Below are 20,178 nucleotides of genomic sequence, written 5' to 3'. Positions count from 1 at the left end.
TAGCTTCGCGGCATGCCGCTTCGCAGACAGCTCGCCCGCACCCTCGCCGTCACGCTGACCGTGCTGGGGTTCGGCCTCGTCGCCCCGTCCGGCGCCGGGGCCGACGCGATCCCCAAGGCCCCCGGCCACCGCCTCGTCCCGCAGTACGAAGGTGCGCCGGCCCAGCCGAACCCCGTACCCGGCACGGCCCCGGACCAGCACCCCTACCTCGCGGCGAACGGCCGCAGCGGAATGCACGGGGACGGCTGGGGCAGCGGCACCTACCCCTGGAGCGGACCGAACGGGAACGCCCCGCAGGTCACCAGCGAGCAGATGGCCGCGCTCGGCGGCGAGTGCGCCACCGTCACCTTCGACAAGGAGGGCCGCATCGTCACCGTGTGCGGCACCTTCACCGGTTTCCTGGTCAAACTGCTCGACCCGCACAGCCTCGCGACCCTCGCCGAGTACAAGCTCCCGCAGCGCCCCTCCACCGTCGAGGCCATCACCACCCTCGACTTCTCCAAGATCTTCAAGGACACGTCCGGCGGCGCCTACTCCTACCTCGACGACCAGGACCGTCTCGTCCTCGCCGACTCCCGCCAGCACGTCCTGCGCCTCGCGCACACCCGCACGGCGGACGGCAGCTGGGAGTTCAAGGTCACCGACGACTGGGACCTGACCGGCGTCGTCCCGCACGACTGCGCGTCCTGGACGAACCTGTACCCGAGCGGCACGTGCGACCCCGTCACCTCCGTGATGCCGGACTGGCAGGGCCGCGTGTGGTGGGTGACCCGGCAGGGCCGCGTCGGCACCGTCGACCCCGCCACCGGCACCATCAGATCGATCCGCCTGGACGGGGAGGAGATCCAGAACTCGTTCTCCGTGGCGAAGGACGGCGTCTCGATCGTCACCGACCACGCCCTGTACAACTTCGACGCCAGCGCCGACGGCACTCCGAAGGCTGTGTGGCGCCAGACGTACGACCGCGGCACGGGCACCAAACCCGGCTCCGTGAACCAGGGTTCGGGCACCACCCCCGACCTGTTCGGCATCCAGGACGACTACGTCGCCATCACCGACAACGCCGACGACCGCATGAACGTCCTCGTCTACCGGCGCGGCGCCGACGTCCCCGCCGACGAACGCCTCGTCTGCAAGGTTCCGGTCTTCGGCTCCGGCGCGTCCACGACCGACAACTCCCTGATCTCGTACGGAAACAGCCTCGTCGTCGAGAACAACTACGGCTACGAGAACATCACCTCGCTCACCTTCGGACGCAGCGTCGTCGGCGGCGTCACCCGCATCGACGTACGCGACGACGGCAGCGGCTGCGACACGGCGTGGGAGAGCGGCGTGCGCTCCCCGTCCACCGTGCCGAAGCTCTCCACCGCCAACGGGCTGCTGTACTTCTACACCAAGGAGCCCAACTCCCTCGGCGTGGACGCCTGGTACCTCACCGCCGTCGACTTCCGCACCGGCGACACCCGCTGGAAGCGACTCGTCGGGACCGGAATCGCCTACGACAACAACTGGGCGCCCGTGACGCTCGGTCCCGACGGCACGGCGTACGTGGGGGTCTTCAACGGGCTGGTGGCCGTACACGACAGCTGACGGGACCCGGGGCCCGGGACTCAGTGCTCAGCGCGAGAACACGCCGATCCCGTTGGCCACCGCCCGCTCGGGCGAGTCCGTGGGGTGGTTGAGGACCGAGACCGACGCCGCCCCCGGCTCCCGCGCGACGAGCGTCGACGAACCGCCGCCGTCGAGACTGAACGCGTCGTCCGTCCCCAACGCGGCCATGGTGGAGGCGACTTCGGCCATCGACAGGCCGGTGCGGTAGGCGGGTGCGCCGTCCAGGGCGAGCAGGACGAGGGTGCGGCCGTGGTCGGCGATGCCCGCGGCCGTGCGCACCGCCGCGGTGTTCGCGTCGAGACCGGGCAGCGGCGTGGCGTCCCACAGCACCGGATAGCCGCCGACGGCGAAGCTCAGCGGGACCCGTGAGCCGGCCGCGACCAGCCGGTGGCTCACGGACACCGGATCGCCCGGCGACAGCTTGCGCAGCCACTGCGCGCCCGCCTCCCGGCCGACCAGCACCGTCGTCCCGGCGGCGATCGCGCCGCCGCCCGGGGTGTCCGCCGCCGTCACGACCCGGCCGCGGCGCACCGTCACCTCGTACGTGTCCGTACTGCACGGCGCGGCCCGCTGGGTGTCCGTGCCACAGGTGGCCCGCACCCGGGACACGCTGCCCCAGTCCGCCGTGAACGCCCCCACCGAACCGACCGGCAGTGCGTACTGGTTGAGCCCGCCGAGCGCGACCGAGTCGTCCCGGGTGCGGACCGTGCCGTCCAGCGCGAGGCTGTCGAGACGGGCCCGCCGGTCGACGCCGACCCCGAGCACGTCCCGCGTGGAGGTGCCCGGCGGCAGGGCGGGCCCGAACCGCTGGCCGTCCGGCACCGCGGCCTTCAGGACGTGCCCGCCCGTGATCGCCGGGCCCACCGCGGCGCCCGTCGCCTCGACGCCGGGGTGCTGGGTCTCCGTGATGTTGAAGAAGTCCCCGTTGACACCGCCCACGGCCCCGCGCGCGTCGGCCATCGCCGAGACGGCTCCCCGCGCCCCCACCGCGCCCGGGTGCAGCAGATCGACGCGCACCCGCGGATCGCGCAGGTCGACGGTCAGGACATGGGCGTGGGCGGTGCCCTTGGCGGCCGGTATGTCGAACTCGGAGTAGGTGACGCCGGACGCCACCCGTGCGCCCCCGGACGCGGCACTGGCCGGAGCGGCTCCCGCCAGGGCCGCTCCGGCCAGCATTCCCGCTACCGCGAAAGCTGAGAGGAATCTCCTGCTTCTCAAGCCGAACGTGCTGTCAACTCTCGTCTGCATCAACGGAGTTCAGCAGACTACGGGGTACCCGTCGATGGCTGGGTGTCGACCAGACGGGAACGGATCAGAAAACGTACGCCTTCCGGCGCCTCCAGCGAGAAGCCGCTGCCTCTGCCCTCGACGACATCGACGATGAGCCGGGTGTGACTCCACACCTCGTACTGGCTCCTCGACATCCAGAACGACACCGGCTCCGCCACCCCCGCCACCGTCAGGTCCTGGAGCAGCACGTCGGAGCCGCCGGTGCGGAACTCGCCCGCCGGATAACACATCGGGGCGCTGCCGTCGCAGCAGCCGCCGGACTGGTGGAACATCAGCGGACCGTGGGTCGCCCGCAGCCGCCGCAGCAGTTCGGCGGCCGCGGACGTCAGCTCCACGCGGGGTACGTCGGTCATGCGAGCGAGTATCCGCGCCGGGACGTTGCGACGACGTTGCACGCGTGGGCGCCGCGCCCGCATAGGCTCCCCGCATGGAACAGAGGGAGATCATCCTGCGGGCGATCGGTGTGCTGACCGAGACGCAGGAGATGGTACGCAGACTCAGCGACGGAGAGGAACTGGACACCGACCTGTCACAGCTGGGACGGCTGGTGTCGGAGGTGTTCCCGACGGTGGAGATCCCGGCCGGGGCCACCGCGGAGGAGGCGGCGGAACTGACCATCGCCGCGCTCATGCCGGCCAGCGTGTCGCTCGTCGAGGCGTTCGCGTTCCTCTTCACCCAGCTCGCCAAGGTGCACGACGAAGGACACGGCGACGTCAACTCCACCGAACTGCTGAGGCAGATCGCGCTGCGCATGTCCGACCCGGGCGAGACCGGGTCGGACTGACAGGGGCCGCGGCCCTACTTGTTCGGGTCGCGGCGCCGGCCGAAGGCCTTCGTCAGCGCGCTCAGCGGTGAGCCGTCCGGCTTCGTGCCGGGCGGCGTCAGCGGCAGGCTCGCCGACACGCCCTCGCCCCGCCGCGCCTCGTTCAGCGCGGACTGGGCCGCCTCGGCCGCCTCCTTGTACGCGTCACGGGACTTGGTCATCGCCTCGAGCGCCTCGGCGTACCGGCCGACCATGTCCTGCGCGTGCGTCAGCTCCTCGTCCGGCGTCAGCAGGTGCCAGCCCTTGCGCAGCCGGGCGAGGGCCTGCTCGGCGTCCTCGGGCAGCGGCCTCGGCAGCGTCGCGAACTCGATGATCCTGGCGATGAGTTCGGACGGCTCGCTGCCGTTCAGGAAGACGTTGGGCACCGCGGCGCGGTCCGCGTCGTAGCCCGGCAGCGGCGGCTGCGTCGGCAGGACGACGGCGCCGCCGCGCGGCATCCGCACACTCAGCTCCCGCTTCAGCGCGGCATCCGCGATCTGCGACTGCTCGGGCGACGCCCGGTGCTCTATCACCCGGTGCCGCAGACCCGGCGGCAGGAACGGCGTGATCGGCTGCTCACCGCGTGCGTCCGGCGTCATCGCCTCGTGCACCACGACATGCGTGTACCAGCTGCGCCGCGTCCAATCCCGGACCTGGTGGCGCAGTTCGTCGGGGTCCTTGGGCAGATGGTTCGTGGCCCGCAGCCGCAGCCCCGAGACCGTGTCGTGGTCCCAGCCGACCCGGTCGCTGTCCGGCCAGAACATCGTCGCGGGGGACGGCCAGCCCAGGTCCCAGGCCCGGTCGGCCTCGGCGGCGAGCACCCAGACGATGCCGTCGCCCTCCTTGCGGCGCGCCTCGACGTCGAACGTCGTCAGCTGCGCGCGCACCGTGACGTCGTCGGCGACCCGCCAGCGCGCCTCGAACTGCCGGCGGGCGAGCGGGCCCGGGTCGGCGTCCTCGTCGCGCGGGTGCAGCACGGAGGTACGGGCCGCCTCGACCGGGTCCAGGTCGAGGAAATCGTCGAGCACCCCGGCCGCCTTGAGGGCGATCAGGTTGCGCCGGACGTCCTGCTCGGGTTCGAGCCCGAGGTGCCGCCCGCGGGACAGCCATACGGTGTCGGGGGCGGGGCTGAAGGAAGAGTTCTTCTTGGAGGTCATGGAGTCGTTCTGTGGGCGGTCGGTGCGCAGCCAGTATGGTCCGTGGACCTGTCCATGCGCTCGGTCGGGGTGGGGCGGTGTCGGGATTGTCGCGCGTGTGCGCGCAATCCGTCGGACGGTGCATGCCAGGAGTGTCGTGTTCCGCCGTACGCCGCAGCGCGCGTGCGCGACCAGGGGGGTCTGTGCCGGTGCTCGCGCCCCTGTGGTGAGCATGGCGCCGTCCGCCGTCGTACAGCCGTCCTGTGCATGCCGCGATCCGCCTTCCCTCAGCCGTTCCGTCCACCGCGGACGGCACGATCCGTCCGCCGCGCCCGTCCACGCCGTCGTCTGCCGCTCCTGATCCCGTAGGCTCGGCGGATGGCCAGGTACTTCGACGTCCACCCCGCGAACCCGCAGGCACGCATCATCGGAGCGGTTGCCGACGGCATCCGTGACAGCGCACTCGTCGCCTACCCCACGGACTCCTGTTATGCACTCGGCTGCCGGCTCGGCAACCGGGAAGGTGTCGACCGGATCCGGTCGATCCGGCAGCTCGACGACAAACATCACTTCACGCTCGTCTGCCAGGACTTCGCGCAACTGGGCAGATTCGTGATGATCGACAACGACGTGTTCCGTGCGATCAAGGCGGCCACGCCGGGCAGCTACACCTTCATCCTGCCCGCGACCCGCGAGGTGCCGCGCCAGCTCCAGCACCCCAAGAAGAAGACGGTGGGGGTTCGCATCCCCGACCACGTCGTCACCCAGGCGCTCCTCGCCGAGCTCGGTGAGCCGCTGCTGTCGAGCACCCTGCTGCTGCCCGGTGAGGACGAGCCGCTCACCCAGGGCTGGGAGATCAAGGAGCGGCTCGACCACGTCGTGGACGCCGTCCTCGACTCCGGCGACTGCGGCACCGAGCCCACCACGGTGATCGACTTCTCGGGCGGCGAGGCCGAGGTCGTCCGGCGCGGCGCGGGGGATCCCGACCGCTTCGAGTGAGCGCCGCCCGGGGGCCGTCCCGTCAGCGGGTCAGGAATCGCGCGCGACGATCCCCAGAAATCGGATGTGCGGCCGCTCGCCCGGTTCCGGGACGCTCACCCGGGCGCGGACCCCGTACACGTCCGCGATCAGCTCCTCGGTGAGGACCTTGTCCGGCGCACCCGCCGCGACGACCCGGCCCTCGCACAGCACGGCGACCTGCGCGCAGTACGCGGCGGCCAGATTCAGGTCGTGCAGGGCGACGACACTCGTCAGGCCGAGACCCGTGATCAGGTCGAGCAGCTCCAACTGGTGCTGGATGTCCAGGTGGTTGGTCGGCTCGTCGAGCAGCAGCTCGCGCGGCTCCTGGGCCAGGGCGCGGGCGATCTGCACCCGCTGGCGCTCACCGCCCGACAGGGTGTGCCACAGCCGGTGCGCCTTGTCGGCCAGTCCGCTGCGCTCCAGTGCGGAACGGACCGCGGCCTCGTCGGCCGCGGACGCCGGCGACCAGGCGCGACGGTGCGGGATCCGGCCGAGCCGCACCACATCGACGACCGTCAACTCGACCAGGGTCTCCGACTGCTGCTCCACCACGGCGACCCGCTGGGCGACCGTGCGGCGCGGCACGTCCGCGAGCGGCGCGCCGTCGAGGGTGACGACACCGGAGTCCGGGGCGAGCACCCCGGCGAGCAGCCGCAGCAGGGTCGACTTGCCCGAGCCGTTCGGCCCCAGCAGGCCCGTCACGGTGCCGGGGCGCGGCGCGAGCGCCACCCCGTCGAGGATCAGTGCGCCGCCGGCCGACCGCGACACGCGCTCCGCGCGCAGTCCGGCCGTCACCGGACGGCCCTGCGCCGGTACAGCACCAACACGAACGCGGGCACACCGATCAGTGACGTCACCACTCCCACCGGAATCTCCTGCGGTGCCAGGACCGTGCGCGCCGCCGTGTCCACCCAGACCAGGAACACCGCGCCGGAGAGCGCCGTCACCGGCAGCAGCCGGGTGTGCCCCGGACCGACGAGGGCGCGTGCCGCGTGCGGCAGCACCAGACCGACGAAGCCGATGGCGCCCGCCGCGCTGACCAGGACCGCGGTCAGCAGGGCCGTCACACACAGCAGGATCAGCCGGGTGCGGGCCACCCGGACGCCCAGCGCGGCCGCCGCCTCCGGGCCGAAGGCGAACGCGTCGAGCGTGCGCCCGTACCCGAGACACACGACCAGCGCGACCACGAGGACCGACAGACACAGCCACACCTCGGTCCAGCCGACCCCGCCGAGCGAGCCGAGCAGCCAGAACAGCACGCCGCGCGTCGTCTCCGCGTCGGCGGCCGTCAGCACCACGAACGAGGTCAGCGCGGAGAACAACTGCATCGCGGCCACCCCGCTCAGCACCACCCGGTCCGTCGTGCCGCCCAGCGTGTGGCTGAGCAGCAGCACCAGCGCGAACGACAGGACCGCGCCGATGAACGCCCCGCCGGACACCGACAGCGCGCCGCCGCCCACCCCGAGGACCACGACGAGCACGGCGCCCGTCGACGCCCCCGAGGACACCCCGAGCACGAACGGATCGGCGAGCGGATTGCGCAGCAGCGCCTGCAGCACCGTGCCGCACACGGCGAGCCCGGCCCCGCACACGGCCGCGAGCAGCGTCCGCGGCAGCCGCAGATTCCATACGATGCCGTCGCGGATCGGCGTCAGGTCCGAGCTGCCCCAGCCGAGGCGCGCGCCCACCGCCGACCAGACGTCGCCGACGCGGATCTGCGCGGGCCCGAAGGTGATCGCCACGGCGACGGACGCACACAGCGCGAAGACGCCCGCCGTCCAGTAGAGACCTGACCGCAGGGTCGCGGCACTCACTTGGCGAGGCCGAACTCGCCGAGCGCGGCGGCCACCTTCTCCACTCCGTCCACGGTGCGGATCGTCGGGTTCATGTCCTGCCCGCTCAAGAGCACGTACCGCTTCTCGCGCACCGCCGTCATGTTCTTCGTGACGGGATCGGACTCCAGGAACCTGATCTTCTGGGCGGCGGACTCGGCCGACTGCGAGCGGCGCGTCAAGTCACCGATGACGAGGACGTCCGGGTCACGGTCCGCGACCGTCTCCCAGCCGATCTGCGGCCACTCCTCATGCGTGTCGTCGAAGACGTTGCGCAGCCCCAGCTCCTCCGTGATGACGCCGGGAGCACCACAACAGCCCGCCATGTAGGGCGAGTCGGAATTCGCGAACCAGTACAGCACGCTGACGTCCGAGGCGTCGGCCGCCGAAGTGGCCTTGTGTACCCGGGACTTGAGGCTGTCGACGAGCTTCTCGCCGCGCTTCTCGACGTCGAAGATCTTCGCCAGGTCACGTATCTCGCCGTAGACCGTGTCGAGGGTGAGCGCCTTCGTGCGCTCGCCGTCGCCGTCGCCACTGTTGTTCTTGCCCGCGCAGTCGCTGGGGGAGAGGTAGGCGGGGACGCCGAGTTCGGTGAACTTCTCGCGCGGCGCCACCCCGCCCTTGCTGAGCGTGTAGGTGAACGAGGCCGCGGCGAAGTCGGGTTCGACGGCGAGGACCTTCTCGAAGGAGGGGTAGCGGTCGGCGAGCCGCGGCACCTTCGCGTTCGCCTTCTCAAGTCCCTTGAGCACGGGGTCGGTCCAGGTGGCGGTGCCCACCATCCGGTCGGCCAGACCGAGCGACAGCATGATCTCGGCCGACCCCTGATCGAGGGCGACGGCACGCCGAGGGGCGTGGTCGACGTGCACCTTCGTATCGCAGTTGTCGACGGTGACCCCGCCCGTCGCCTTCTCGTCCGTGCCTGCGCCGGTCGATCCGCCGCATCCGGCGAGGAGGAGGACGCCGGCCAACAGCGTTGCGGTACGGCGGAGGTGACGGGTGGTGCGGGCGGGCGGCACGGGAGATCCTCTGCGTCCAGGGCTCATACGCGGAGCCGGTCTACGGTCAACCCCCGGACCGCGGAACGCCGCCGGGGGCCGCCAGCAGGTCTTCGGACTCGGGGTCGTCCGCGCGAAGCGCCTTCCCAGACCGTGTCACCGGCCCAGTGGCTGTGGCTCCGCCCGTCACCCTCACCGCTGCGCGTCAGTTCCGGATTCTCACCGGATTCCCTGACCCGTGCACGGACAGACCGTGCAAAGGTACGACTGGCCTGGCGAAAGTATCACGGGGTGGGCGCGGGTCCTTTTGCCGGGACCGGGGCTCGTTGTCGGCTGCGGGCCGGTGGGGGCTGGTCGCGCAGTTCCCCGCGCCCCTGGAGTGCGCACTTCGTGCGGCATCTCCATCAAAAGCGCGGCGAAGCCGCAGCCTCAAAGGGGAGGCGGCGCGAAGCGCCTGCCTCAGGGGCGCGGGGAACTGCGCGAGAAGCGGCCACCGGCCCGCAGACGGACGACAACTGATCCAGCCGCCCTGCACCGGCTCACGCCCCGAGAAACGCGCAGACCTCCGTCGCGAACTCCTCCGGCGCGTCCCGGTGGATGAGGTGCCCGACGGGAAGGGTCAGCAGCCGCCCGCCGGGAATACGTCGGGCCAGCTCCGCGACACCGTCCTGCGGGACATGGCTGAGGGGCCCGCCCGCCACCACCAGCGTCTCGGCGGTGATGTCGCCGAGACGCTCCAGCCAGTGCGCGGGCGGGGTGTCGAGCTGCTGCCGGACCGCGACCACCATCTCCCAGTCGAAGGCCAGGTCTCCCTCGGGCCGGACCAGCGGCGGCGGTGTCCGCGGGCGGGGGAGCGGCACGTCCTCCAGAACCAGCCGTGCCACCCGCTCCGGCTCGGCCGCCGCCAGCAGAAAGGCGACCACGCCACCCATGGAGTGCGCGACGACCCGCACCCGGTCGAGGCCCGCCGCGTCCAGGAACGCGGCGACGTCGTCCCGCATCAGCTCCAGTGAGTACCGTCCCGGCCAGTCGCTCCGCCCGTGCCCGCGCAGGTCGAGGGCGTACACCCGGTGGTCGCGGGCGAACGCCGGTGCCACCGGCGCCCAGTCGGCGGCACCCTCTCCCAGGCCGGGCAGCAGCAGGAGCGGCACGGCGTCCGGCGGCCCCGACACCTCGTAGGACAACCGGACCCCCGCCACGCGCACCGTGCGCCGTTCCGTCATTTCCCGAACCCCCGCCCTGCGGATCAGTTGGATCAGTCGATCTCGCGAGGCTACGCCGGTGCGCGGCAACCGAATCGGTACCGGCGACGACTACGAGGAGTACCGCTCGTCGGAGACCTCCCGAAGGAGACATTCCCATGACGGTTCCTCCCCGTACGGCAGTTCCTCGTCGCCCCGGGACCGGCCGGACCACTACCCGTGCAGCGAGATCCCTCCGGTCCCGGCGCGCGGCCGGTCTGGTCGGCGCGGCGGGCTTCGCCGTCGCCACCGTGCTCGCTGTGCCGTCCCCGGCCGCCGCGCACGGCGTCGCCCTGATGCCCGGCTCGCGCACCTACCTCTGCTACAAGGACCTCCTCGCCAACTCCTCCACCCAGATGCCGACCAACCCCGCCTGCAAGGCCGCCGTCGAGGAGGCGGGCACGACACCGCTGTACAACTGGTTCGCGGTACTCGACTCCAACGCGGGCGGGCGCGGCGCGGGTTACGTCCCGGACGGCACCCTGTGCAGCGCCGGAGACCGCAGCCCGTACGACTTCTCGCCCTACAACGCGGCCCGCGCCGACTGGCCCCTCACTCACCTCACGGCGGGCGCCACCCTTCAAGTCAAGTACAGCAACTGGGCGCATCACCCGGGCAGGTTCGAGGTGTACGTCACCAACGAGGGTTTCGACCCGGAGCAGCCGCTGGGCTGGGCGGACCTGGAGAAGGTGCAGACCGTCCAGGACCCGCCGCACGAGGGCGGCCCGGGCACCGAGGACGGCCACTACTACTGGGACCTTCAACTCCCCGAGCGCACCGGCCGCCAGATGCTGTTCGTCCAGTGGATCCGCTCCGACAGCCAGGAGAACTTCTTCTCCTGCTCGGACGTCGTCTTCGACGGCGGAGCAGGAGAGGTGACCGGGCTGACCGGCGGCGAGCAGTCCGCCCGCGAGGCGGCCGCACTCGGCGCGGGCCACAAGGCCCACAGCGCCATGCACAGGGCGCACGACGCGGGCACGGCGGAGAGGACCACGGCGGAAGGCGCGTCGCGGGGGCGGCAGGCATCGGCTGAGAACGCCGAGACCGGTCCGACCTCGGTCGGCGCGCTCGCCGGAGCGGCGGCCGCCGCCGTGGCCCTGGCCGCGGGCACCTTCGTACATCTGCGGCACCGCAGGCCGACCGCGGCGCTGCCGGTCACGCGTGCGAGGCGGTGAACGCGAGCAGCAGGGCGGCCGTGCCCGCCGGATCCTCCAGGATGGGCGTGTGCCCCGACCCGGGCAGCCAGGCGACCCGCGCTCCCGGCACCTTCCGGTAGTCGGCCGCCGACGAGGGACGCCAGCGCCGGTCCTGGTCGCCGAAGACGACCTGGAGCGGCTTGCCGAGCACGGCCAGCCGGTCCGGGAGCGTCCGCTCGGCCAGATAGGCCCGGGCCGCCTCCTGGGTGCCGACGAACGCCTCGTACGTCATGGTGCGCGCGTCGTCCACCAGGTCCTGCGGAATCTCGAAGCCCTCGCGGAACCCGGTGCTCGCGAACATGCGGAGCATGGCATCGCTCGGGGGCCACTGCTCCGGCCCGATCGCCGCGCTGTCCGGCCCGTCGAACGCGTCCAGGCTCGGCCCGGTGTCGATGAGGACCAGGCCCGTCACCAGGTCGGGCCGGAGTTCGGCGAGCGCGGTCGCCGCGTAGCCCCCGCTGGAGTGCCCGACGGCGACGAGGCGGTCGACACCGAGCCGTTCCAGCGCCGCGGCCACCGTGCGGGCCTGTCCGGGGACCGTGTAGTCGCCGCCGGCCGGCGGGGCGGAGCGGCCGTGTCCGCGCAGGTCGATCCGGATCACGTGATGGGCCGCTGTCAGCAGCGGGACGAGTGCCCGCCAGGATCCGACGGCGGCCGCCGACCCGTGGAGGAGGAGCAGTGCGGGAGCGGTGCGCGGGCCGTCCTGGCACACGTACAGGCCGCCGTCGTCCAGGGGCAGGACCGCGTCCTCGTGCGAGGCCAAGTCCTGGCCCTGTGAGGGCTGTTGGCCGGATGTGGGAAGAGTCATGCGGTCACTGTCGCCGCCCGGGACCGGCGCCGGATTGGACGAATGTTCCACCACCGGGCCTCGTACCATGGGCGCATGCGCTCCCCCAGCAGTCGGCGGGCCGATCCGGCCCGGTGGGACGTGGCCCGCCCGGGGTGGCCCAGCCGGACGGCCGGTGTCGACATGGCCGGGTTCGGCGTCCCCGGCGGCCTCGATGACGGACTCCGCATCGTGCCGCATCCCTCCGTGATGCTGGTGCTGGAGTTCGGGGAGGGAACGTCGACCTTCGACGACGGATCCGGGCCGCGCCCCGGAGGCGCCGTCGTCGCCGGGCCCGGCTTCGGCCTCGGCGGTACCGTCCGGGTGCACGGCGCGGATATCGCCTGTCTCCAGGTGCGGCTCTCGCCGGTGGTCGCCCGCGCGGCGCTGGGCGCCGGCCCGGCCGAGCTGGCAGGAGCGCTGGTGAGCCTCGACGACCTGTGGGGCCGGGAGGCCGCCCGGCTGCGTGAGCGGCTCGCCGACGCCACTACCTGGGAGGACCGCTTCGGCCTGGTGAGCGGGGCCGTCGAACGCCGCTGCGCGCGGCAGCCGCCGGTGGATCCGGAGGTGGCCTGGGCCTGGCGGCGGATCGCCCGCCGTCCCGGCCTCGTCCGCGTCGACGACCTCGCGGACGAACTCGGCTGGAGCCGACGGCGCCTGTGGTCCCGCTTCAGCGCCCAACTCGGCCTGCCGCCCAAGCAGGCCGCGAAACTGGTCCGTTTCGACCGTGCCGTCCACCGCCTGGTCGCGGGCGAGCCCACGGCCCAAGTCGCCGCGGACATCGGCTACTTCGACCAGTCGCATCTGCACCGCGACATCCGGACCTTCACCGGCCTGACGCCGAGAACGGTGACGGACGAACCGTTCCTGACCGTCGACGACACAGCGTGGCCGGACGCCATCCCGGTGTCGTGACACACATCACCGAAGAGAGCCCCCGATCGTGGAATGCGCGGCCGGACGGCACGGCTGCACTGCAGGTCACGACCGTTGCGCCCCCGCTCTTTTTGGCCCTGAGCGGCGGGGAATACCCTGGAACGTTCCCGAAGAACGTTCCCGAAAAAATCCGCATGTCTCCGAAAGGCTCTCCCGCACCATGCCGCTGGCCCTGTTGGCCCTGGCCGTTGTCGCGTTCGGCATCGGCACGACCGAGTTCGCCACGATGGGGCTGCTGCCCCAGATAGCCGACGGCGTCCATGTCTCCGTGCCCCACGCGGGCAACCTCGTCTCCGCGTACGCCCTCGGCGTCGTCGTCGGCGCCCCGCTGCTCACCGGCATCGGCGCGCGCATCCCGCACAAGCGGCTGCTGCTGCTCCTGACCGGACTCTTCGTGCTCGGCAACGCCGCGTCCGCGCTCGCCCCGTCCTTCGGCACGCTCTTCGCCGCCCGCTTCCTGGCGGGCCTGCCGCACGGCGCCCTGTTCGGTGTGGGTGCCGTCGTCGCCTCCCGGCTGGTCGCCCCGGACCGGGCGGCACGCGCCGTGTCGAAGATGTTCCTCGGGCTCACCGTCGCCAACATCGTCGGCGTGCCCGCCGGGACCGCGCTGGGGCAGCAGCTCGGCTGGCGCGCCGCCTACTGGGCCGTCGCCGTCATCGGTGTCGTCGCCCTCGCCGCGCTCGCCGTCTTCGTCCCGCACCAGCCGCGCGGCGAGCAGTCCGGCATCCGGCACGAGCTGCGCGCCATGGGCAACAAGCAGGTCGCGCTCGGCCTGGCCACGGCCGTCGTCGGCTTCGGCGGCTTCTTCGCCATGTACAGCTACCTCGTCCCGATGCTGACCCACCTCACCGGCATCTCGGACTCCTCCACCACCCTGGTCCTCGCCCTGTACGGCGTCGGCATGACGGCCGGCACCCTCCTCGCGGGGCCGCTCACCGACCGTGCGCTGCGGCCGACCCTCTACGGGGGACTCGCGCTGCTCGCCGCCGCGCTGGTGACGTTCTACTTCACCGTCCACAGCACGGTTCCCGCGCTGCTGACGATCACCTTCATCGGGGCGATGGGTTCCCTCATCACCACACCGGTCCAGATGCTGCTCATGGCCAAGGCGAAGAACGCCCCGACCATGGCCGCCGCCTCCAACCACTCCGCCTTCAACCTGGCCAACGCGGGCGGCGCCTGGATCGGCGGTCTGGTCATCTCGGCGGGCTGGGGCTGGGCCGCGCCCAACCTCGCCGGAGCCGTGCTCGCCGTCGCCGGTCTCGGAATCGCGCTCGTGGCCGGTATGACCGACCGGGGCGGCCGCAGCTCCGAGGTGGCCGCGGCCTCGCCCGCCGAGCCGGCCGGGCAGCCCGCACCGGTGGAGGCGCAGGGGAGCTGACGTTCACGGGTGCAGGGTGGGCCGGTAGCTCAGCTCCTGGACGCGGCCGTCGAGCGTCCGGCTCTCGATCAGCTCCAGATCGAAGTCCTCCGCACCCGCGAAGACCGGGCCGAGCCCGGTGCGGCCGGTGATCACGGGAAAGACCGTCACCTGCACCCGGTCCACCAGACCGGCGGCCATCAGCGCCCGGTTCATCGCCAGGGAGCCGTGGGAGCGCAGCGGCACCGCCGACTCCTTCTTGAGCCGGGCGACGACATCGACGGCGTCACCCTTCTCGACGGTGGCGTCGGGCCAGTCGAGGGGGCCTTCCAGCGTCGACGACACCACCGTCGCAGGAAGGCTCCTCATCCGTGTGACCCAGGGGTCGCGCACATCGGAGTCCTCGGTGCTCGCGGCCAGCATCTGCGCGAACAGCCTGTACGTGTTCGCCCCGAGGACCATCCGCTGCTCGCTGCCGTATGACGCGAGGCGGTGGTCTAGCAGCTCGGGGCCCTGCTTGCCCCAGTACCCGGTCCAGTCGCCGCCGGCCGAGCCGAACCCGTCGAGGCTGGAAAAGACGTCGAAGGTGTACGTGGCGGTCATGGGCTTCTCCTGGTCCGCGGGGTGAATGGTCCGTCGAAGAGAGAGACCGTTCGGCGCGGCGGGACTCATCGCTCGGGGGCGGCCGGGCCCGGGATCCGCGCCGCGCTGCCCCGAACCTGAAGGTTGTCGTCTTGGGGCCGTGCGGGCTCTAGGCTGGTGGTGCGTCTTCAGCACGGTCGGGGCGGGTGGCTCGCATGGTGTGGTCCGTATCGGTGCCGGGCATCGAGGTGTCGGTCGCCGCGCAACCGGAGCGGACGGTCGTGCATGTCACGGGCCGACTTGACCAGGGCGGCGTGGTGGCGCTGCGGCAGCAGCTGTCCGACCACGACCGCTGCCTCGTCCTCGATTTCAGCCGGGTGTCCTTCGTGGGGCTGGCCGGAGTGGCTCTCGTCGAGGCCGTCGCCGAGCAGGTGCGGGCCGCGGGCGGCGAGCTGGAGGTCTGGGGCGTCGACGACCCCGTCCTGCGGCAACTGCACGAGAGCGGCAGGCTGCGCGCCCTGCGCCGCCATGCGGGCACGGGCGCGGAGACCACCGACCGGGCCCAGAGCCGCAACCGGCTGGTGATGCGGGAGGCGCTGGCGGCGGCACTGCGCGTGACCGGGGCTCCGATGGGCAACGCCCAGTTGCTGGACCCCGACTCGCAGTCCCTGCGCATCACGGACCAGCGGGGATTCCACCAGCCGTTCCTGCACTTCTTCCGCAGGGTCGAGGCGAAGGCGCACGGCAGCACCTGTGGCGCGGCCGCCGAGCAGCGCAGGGCCGTCTACGTGGAGGACGTCCGTGTCTCCCCGCTGTTCGTGGGCACGCCCGCGGCCGAGGTGCTGAAGGACGCCGGTGTGTACGCCGTCGCGTCGCTGCCCGTGCTGTCCGCCTCGGGCGATCTGGCGGGGATGCTGTCCACTCATTTCTCCAGGCCCACCACATGGACGCCCGAGGTGCGGCGCGAGCTGGAGTACGTGGCCGAAGCGGCCGGCCGGCTGATCCGCTGACGGTCGCATCCGTCCTTCCGGAAGGCAAAGAGATCGCATGGTCTAGTCCAAAGCATTCTCTGGTCCAGTCCAATGCGTTGACGTGCTCCCCTCACTCTCAAGAAGCTGTCCGCACTCGACTCCCCATCGAGCGCCTCGATCCCCCCGTGCAGGAGGTACAGAGTGAGACGACTTCGCGCATGTCTGGGCGCTGCCACCGCCGTCACCACGGTCGCGCTGGCCGCGAGCGCCTTCGTGGCGACCAACGCCGCGGGCGCGTCAGCCGACGTGAGCAACCGCTGGTACGCCGCCGCCCCCTATCTGATGCCGCTCGACAACGACCCGCCGGACGCGGGCGCGATCATGGACGCGACGGGGCTCAAGGCCTTCCAGCTCGCGTTCATCCTGGCCCCGAACGGCGGCGGCTGTTCGCCGACGTGGGACGGCACCGCGCCGGTGTCCTCCGATACGGCCGTGAAGGCGAAGATCGACGCGATCCGCGCCAAGGGCGGCGACGTGTCGGTGTCCATCGGCGGGTACGGCGGCACCAAGCTCGGCCAGGCCTGCTCCGACCCGGCGTCCACGGCGGCCGCGTACCAGCAGGCCATCACCAAGTACGGGCTGAAGGCCATCGACTTCGACCTGGAGGAGCCGGAGTACGAGAACACGGCGGCGATCAAGAACGAGATCGGCGCGGCGAAGATCCTCCAGCAGAACAACCCCGGGCTCTACGTCTCCGTCACCACGGCGGGCACGGCGGACGGCACCGGCTGGTTCGGCAAGCAGATGCTCCTGGAGGCGAAGTCGCAGGGCTTCACGCCGAACAACTTCTCCATCATGCCGTTCGACGGCGGGTTCAACGGCGCGGCCTCGCAGACCGCCGCCCTGACCAACTTCAACACGATCCTTCAGTCCACGTTCGGCTGGAGCCAGGCCACCGCCTACGCCCACGAGGGCTTCTCCGGCATGAACGGCCGCAGCGACACCGGGGAGATGTTCACCCAGGCCGACTTCCAGACGGTCCTCGACTACGCGACGAGCCACGGCATGGACCGCTTCACCTTCTGGTCCCTCAACCGCGACCGCCAGTGCACCCCGGCCGACAACGGCGGGCGCACGTCCGGCACGTGCTCCAGCGTCGCGCAGAACTCCTGGGACTTCGCGAAGTACTCGGTGAAGTTCGCGGGTGCCACCCCGCCCACCACGACCCCGCCCACGTCCGGCGGCACCACGACTCCGCCGGCCACCGGCTGCAAGACGGCGTGGAGCGCGGCGTCCGTGTACACCGCGGGCAACGAGGTGAGCTACAACAGCCACAACTGGAAGGCCAAGTGGTGGACGCAGAACGAGAAGCCGGCCACCACCGACGGGAACCCCTGGACGGACGAGGGAACCTGCTGACCGGGGCCTGAGAAGGCCCGATTCGACTGAGAAAAGTTGAAAGCCTGGCGGCGTCCCACGGGGGGACGCCGCCAGGCTTGTTCAGTCAGCTTTTTCAGTTCGCCGTCGTGCCGTACGCGGCCAGCTCCGCCAGGAACTCCTCGCGCACCGCGGGCGCCGCCCACGAGATGCCGATGGCGTTGCGCTGCAACTGGACGAGGTCCTCGTCGGTGAGGGCGGCGGGTTCGCGCAGCGCCGCCAGGTTCTCGGCGACGTATCCGGGGAAGTAGGCCGGGTCGTCGGAGTTGACCGTCACCTTCACGCCCTGGTCGAGCAGCGCGCGGATCTCGGCCGCCTTCATGCCGTCGGTGACATGGGCGTTGGAGATCGGGCACACGGTCAGGCCGAGCCCGCGCTCGCGGATCGCCGCGATCAGGGCCGGGTCCTCCAGCGCGTTGACACCGTGGTCGATGCGGTCGATGCCGATCTCCTCGATGACCTGCCGGATGTGCTCGGTGGAGTTCTTTTGGTCGACGTCGCAGTGCATCGTCAGGCGGAAGCCCTCGGCGCGGGCGCGGGCGAAGACGGCACGGAACTTCACCGGCGGGTTGCCCGCCTCGTCCGAGTCCAGGCCCACGCCGACGATCCACTCCTTGTACGGGAGCGCCTGCACCAGCGTGGCCATCGCGAACTCGGCCTGGAAGTCGCGCAGGAAGCACATCACGAGGCGGCCCCTGAAGCCGGTGGCCCGCTCCGCGTCGTCCAGGGCCCGCGTCAGACCCCGGACGACGGTGTCGAAGGCGACGCCCCGCGCGGTGTGCGCCTGCGGGTCGAAGAAGATCTCCGCGTACCGCACGTTCTGGGAGTGCGCCTTGGCCGCGTAGGCCGCCGCGAGGTCGTAGAAGTCCTGCTCGGTGCGGAGGACGGTCATGCCCTCGTAGTACACGGTGAGGAAGCCGGGCAGGTCGTCGAAGTCGTACGCGGCGCGCAGCGCGGCCTCGTCGGCGTAGGGCAGCTCGATGCCGTTGCGGGCGGCCAGCGCGAACTTCAGCCCGGGTTCGAGGGTGCCCTCGATGTGCAGGTGCAGCTCGGCCTTGGGCAGACCGGTGATGAAGGCGTCGACAGTCATGAGCGGTGAACTCCTCGGAGGCGGGCGTCAGTTGGCGGCGGCGACGGACTGCGTGATGACGGGCCGCAGGATGTCGACGACGTCCTGCGAGTGGTAGTTGACGACACCGAGGTCGGTGACGGCGTACTCGGGGATCGCGGTGATCTCCAGGAAGATCAGATACCCGAAGGCGGACGGCAGTTCACAGCCGAGCGCGCGGGCCGCGGCCTCCAGGCGGTCCTCGGCGTCGGCCATCTCCTCGGGCGTGATGTCCGCGACGATGCCCGCGACCGGCAGCGGCAGGAACTCCTTGATCTCGCCGCCGTCGACGACGATCTGGCCGCCGCCGGCCGCCGAGAGGTGGTTGATGGCGAGGGCCATGTCGGCGCGGTCGGCGCCGACGCAGATGATGTTGTTGTCGTCGGGCGCGGCGGAGGAGGCGATGGCGCCGGAGCGCAGCCCGAAGCCGTTGATCATCGCGGTGACCGTGGCGCCGTCGTTCTTGCCGTACCGCTCGGAGACCGTCACGTAGAGCGAGTCCTGCGCGAGATCGGCGCGGACCGTGCCGCCCTCGACGGGCAGCGTCATCGGCACGCCCTTGCGGACGAACGGCACCGTGCGGTCCATCTCGACGACCAGCACATCGGCGGAGGATCCCTCGGCCGCGACACCGATGCCGTCGGCGCTCACCGGGGCGACCTGGAAGGCGGGGGAGAGGGCGGCGGTGCGCTCGGGCGCCTGCGGGGCCTTGACCGTACGACCGCCTTCGGCGACCAGCTCGCCGCGCGAGAACACCCGCTCCACGACGAACGACTCGGGGGAGTCGACGATCAGCACGTCCGCGTAGCGGCCCGGCGTGATCGAGCCGACGAGGTGGTCGATGCGGTACATCTCGGCGCAGTTGAGCGTCGCCATCTGGATCGCCTCGACCGGCTTCACGCCCGCCTTGATCGCCATGCGGACGAGCTTGTCGAGGTGGCCCTCGCGGATGATGTCGGCGACGTGCATGTCGTCGGTGCACAGGCCGACGCGGCGCGACTGGGCGCCGAACTCGGTGATCGTGCGCACGTTCTCGTTCATGAAGTGCGCCACCGACGACTCGCGGATCAGCAGCGACATGCCCGCGCGCAGCTTCTCCAGAGCCTCCTCCGCCGTGTAGCTCTCGTGGTCGAGCCGGACACCGGCGGCCGACAGGGCGTTGATCGTGGTCTGCGCGGCCATCGGCGCGCAGCCGAAGATGGGCAGCCGGTTGCGGTGCGCGAGTTCGAGGGCCTGGAGCACCTTCTCGTCGCGGTTCAGGACGAACTCGGCGACGGTCTCCCAGACACCGAAGCAGTCGGCTCCGCTCTGCGCCTCGGCGTGGTCCTCGGGACCGAAGCGGAAGCCGACCGTCGTCTCGGGCAGGGTGTACGGCGTCTTGAACGGCGCGCCCCAGAAGATCTTCATCGGGCTCGCGTCGGCCTCCCGCAGCGCCTCGCGCACCCCCTCGGGCCCGGCGACCACGAGGAACTGGTCGAGCCCGGAGACGACCGACGTCGTGCCGAAGCGGACGGCGGCGTCGGCGAACATCGTCACCGACAGCTTGGAGCACTCCAGGTGCAGGTGGCCGTCGATGAGACCCGGCGTCAGGTACTTGCCGCTCGCGTCGACGAACTCGGTGTCCGGGCCTTCGTACGCGCTGACGTCACCGGTGGCGGCGACGCGGTCGCCGGTGATGGCGACGTCGGCCGGGTAGATCTCGCCGGTGCAGACGTTGACGAGCTGTCCGCCCTTGATGATCCGGTCGGCCTTCACGACGCCCTCGGAGGCGTCGATCAGGGTGCGGAGGCTGGGGTGGTTCATGGGGTTCGCTCCGATGCGCGTACGAAGGTGAA

At 71.5% G+C, this 20,178-nt stretch carries 19 protein-coding genes and 1 riboswitch; of the genes, 8 read left to right on the top strand and 11 right to left on the bottom strand.

Annotation, left to right across the window (positions count from 1 at the left end):
* Positions 1–12 precede the first annotated feature (12 nt).
* The gene (locus ACFVDP_RS03090; protein ID WP_383482307.1) at positions 13–1,590 is read left to right on the top strand and encodes a hypothetical protein; all 1,578 of its coding nucleotides are present in this window, start codon (positions 13–15) and stop codon (positions 1,588–1,590) included.
* Positions 1,591–1,617: 27 nt separating this feature from the next.
* On the opposite strand, the gene ACFVDP_RS03085 is transcribed toward ACFVDP_RS03090, so the two are convergent.
* A complete protein-coding gene (locus tag ACFVDP_RS03085; RefSeq protein WP_383482305.1) occupies positions 1,618–2,787 on the bottom strand; it encodes a phosphodiester glycosidase family protein in 1,170 nt (389 codons plus the stop codon).
* Between the two features lie 89 nt (positions 2,788–2,876).
* Positions 2,877–3,254 carry a DUF779 domain-containing protein gene (locus ACFVDP_RS03080; RefSeq protein ID WP_383482302.1) on the bottom strand — a complete coding sequence of 126 codons (378 nt, stop codon included), beginning with the start codon at positions 3,252–3,254 and terminating at the stop codon, positions 2,877–2,879.
* Between the two features lie 74 nt (positions 3,255–3,328).
* Here ACFVDP_RS03080 and ACFVDP_RS03075 point away from each other — a divergent pair, with 74 nt between their 5' ends.
* Complete coding sequence (locus ACFVDP_RS03075) at positions 3,329–3,685, top strand: hypothetical protein (RefSeq protein WP_383482299.1); 357 nt, start codon at positions 3,329–3,331, stop codon at positions 3,683–3,685.
* Between the two features lie 14 nt (positions 3,686–3,699).
* Here ACFVDP_RS03075 and ACFVDP_RS03070 read toward each other — a convergent pair whose 3' ends face one another.
* Positions 3,700–4,860 (bottom strand): hypothetical protein, encoded by a 1,161-nt coding sequence (locus tag ACFVDP_RS03070; RefSeq protein ID WP_383482296.1) that lies wholly within the window; start codon positions 4,858–4,860, stop codon positions 3,700–3,702.
* Positions 4,861–5,217: 357 nt separating this feature from the next.
* On the opposite strand from ACFVDP_RS03070, the gene ACFVDP_RS03065 reads away from it, so the two are divergent.
* Positions 5,218–5,838, top strand: coding sequence for an L-threonylcarbamoyladenylate synthase (locus ACFVDP_RS03065; RefSeq protein WP_383482293.1), 621 nt, complete (start codon positions 5,218–5,220; stop codon positions 5,836–5,838).
* Positions 5,839–5,868: 30 nt separating this feature from the next.
* On the opposite strand, the gene ACFVDP_RS03060 is transcribed toward ACFVDP_RS03065, so the two are convergent.
* From ACFVDP_RS03060 to ACFVDP_RS03045, 4 genes are all read right to left on the bottom strand, one after another.
* A complete protein-coding gene (locus ACFVDP_RS03060; protein WP_383482290.1) occupies positions 5,869–6,654 on the bottom strand; it encodes an ABC transporter ATP-binding protein in 786 nt (261 codons plus the stop codon).
* Positions 6,651–7,673, bottom strand: coding sequence for a FecCD family ABC transporter permease (locus ACFVDP_RS03055; protein ID WP_383482287.1), 1,023 nt, complete (start codon positions 7,671–7,673; stop codon positions 6,651–6,653). The genes ACFVDP_RS03060 and ACFVDP_RS03055 overlap by 4 nt, the downstream gene beginning before the upstream one ends.
* Positions 7,670–8,734, bottom strand: coding sequence for an ABC transporter substrate-binding protein (locus tag ACFVDP_RS03050; RefSeq protein WP_383482284.1), 1,065 nt, complete (start codon positions 8,732–8,734; stop codon positions 7,670–7,672). Before ACFVDP_RS03050 ends, ACFVDP_RS03055 begins: the two co-directional genes overlap by 4 nt.
* Positions 8,735–8,772: 38 nt before the next feature.
* A riboswitch (cobalamin riboswitch) is annotated at positions 8,773–8,953 on the bottom strand.
* Positions 8,954–9,225: 272 nt separating this feature from the next.
* Positions 9,226–9,909 (bottom strand): alpha/beta fold hydrolase, encoded by a 684-nt coding sequence (locus ACFVDP_RS03045; protein ID WP_383482281.1) that lies wholly within the window; start codon positions 9,907–9,909, stop codon positions 9,226–9,228.
* 137 nt (positions 9,910–10,046) lie between these two features.
* Here ACFVDP_RS03045 and ACFVDP_RS03040 point away from each other — a divergent pair, with 137 nt between their 5' ends.
* Positions 10,047–11,102 (top strand): lytic polysaccharide monooxygenase, encoded by a 1,056-nt coding sequence (locus ACFVDP_RS03040; RefSeq protein ID WP_383482278.1) that lies wholly within the window; start codon positions 10,047–10,049, stop codon positions 11,100–11,102.
* On the opposite strand, the gene ACFVDP_RS03035 is transcribed toward ACFVDP_RS03040, so the two are convergent.
* Positions 11,083–11,931, bottom strand: a complete 849-nt coding sequence (locus ACFVDP_RS03035) for an alpha/beta fold hydrolase (RefSeq protein ID WP_383482275.1) — start codon at positions 11,929–11,931, stop codon at positions 11,083–11,085. The genes ACFVDP_RS03040 and ACFVDP_RS03035 overlap by 20 nt on opposite strands.
* A gap of 75 nt (positions 11,932–12,006) precedes the next feature.
* Here ACFVDP_RS03035 and ACFVDP_RS03030 point away from each other — a divergent pair, with 75 nt between their 5' ends.
* Together ACFVDP_RS03030 and ACFVDP_RS03025 are read left to right on the top strand one after the other, a co-directional pair.
* Positions 12,007–12,864 carry a helix-turn-helix domain-containing protein gene (locus ACFVDP_RS03030; protein WP_383482272.1) on the top strand — a complete coding sequence of 286 codons (858 nt, stop codon included), beginning with the start codon at positions 12,007–12,009 and terminating at the stop codon, positions 12,862–12,864.
* Between the two features lie 181 nt (positions 12,865–13,045).
* Positions 13,046–14,266: an MFS transporter gene (locus ACFVDP_RS03025; protein ID WP_383482269.1), complete on the top strand. Its 1,221-nt coding sequence runs from the start codon at positions 13,046–13,048 to the stop codon at positions 14,264–14,266.
* 3 nt (positions 14,267–14,269) lie between these two features.
* Here ACFVDP_RS03025 and ACFVDP_RS03020 read toward each other — a convergent pair whose 3' ends face one another.
* Complete coding sequence (locus ACFVDP_RS03020; RefSeq protein ID WP_383482267.1) at positions 14,270–14,848, bottom strand: dihydrofolate reductase family protein; 579 nt, start codon at positions 14,846–14,848, stop codon at positions 14,270–14,272.
* Positions 14,849–15,042: 194 nt separating this feature from the next.
* Here ACFVDP_RS03020 and ACFVDP_RS03015 point away from each other — a divergent pair, with 194 nt between their 5' ends.
* Entirely contained in the window at positions 15,043–15,837 is a 795-nt protein-coding gene (locus ACFVDP_RS03015) for a GAF domain-containing protein (RefSeq protein ID WP_383482264.1), read from the top strand.
* Between the two features lie 162 nt (positions 15,838–15,999).
* Positions 16,000–17,217, top strand: coding sequence for a chitinase (locus tag ACFVDP_RS03010; protein WP_383482261.1), 1,218 nt, complete (start codon positions 16,000–16,002; stop codon positions 17,215–17,217).
* Between the two features lie 94 nt (positions 17,218–17,311).
* On the opposite strand, the gene add is transcribed toward ACFVDP_RS03010, so the two are convergent.
* Together add and ACFVDP_RS03000 are read right to left on the bottom strand one after the other, a co-directional pair.
* Positions 17,312–18,325: an adenosine deaminase gene (add, locus tag ACFVDP_RS03005; RefSeq protein WP_383482258.1), complete on the bottom strand. Its 1,014-nt coding sequence runs from the start codon at positions 18,323–18,325 to the stop codon at positions 17,312–17,314.
* Between the two features lie 27 nt (positions 18,326–18,352).
* On the bottom strand, positions 18,353–20,146 hold the full coding sequence (locus ACFVDP_RS03000; RefSeq protein ID WP_383482255.1) for an adenine deaminase C-terminal domain-containing protein: 1,794 nt from the start codon (positions 20,144–20,146) through the stop codon (positions 18,353–18,355).
* Positions 20,147–20,178 lie beyond the last annotated feature (32 nt).

Source organism: Streptomyces sp. NPDC057694 (assembly GCF_042799415.1).
Classification (GTDB): Bacteria; Actinomycetota; Actinomycetes; order Streptomycetales; family Streptomycetaceae; genus Streptomyces.
The sequence above is the reverse complement of the archived record's forward strand: the minus strand, read 5'-3'. Positions and strand labels throughout refer to the sequence as shown.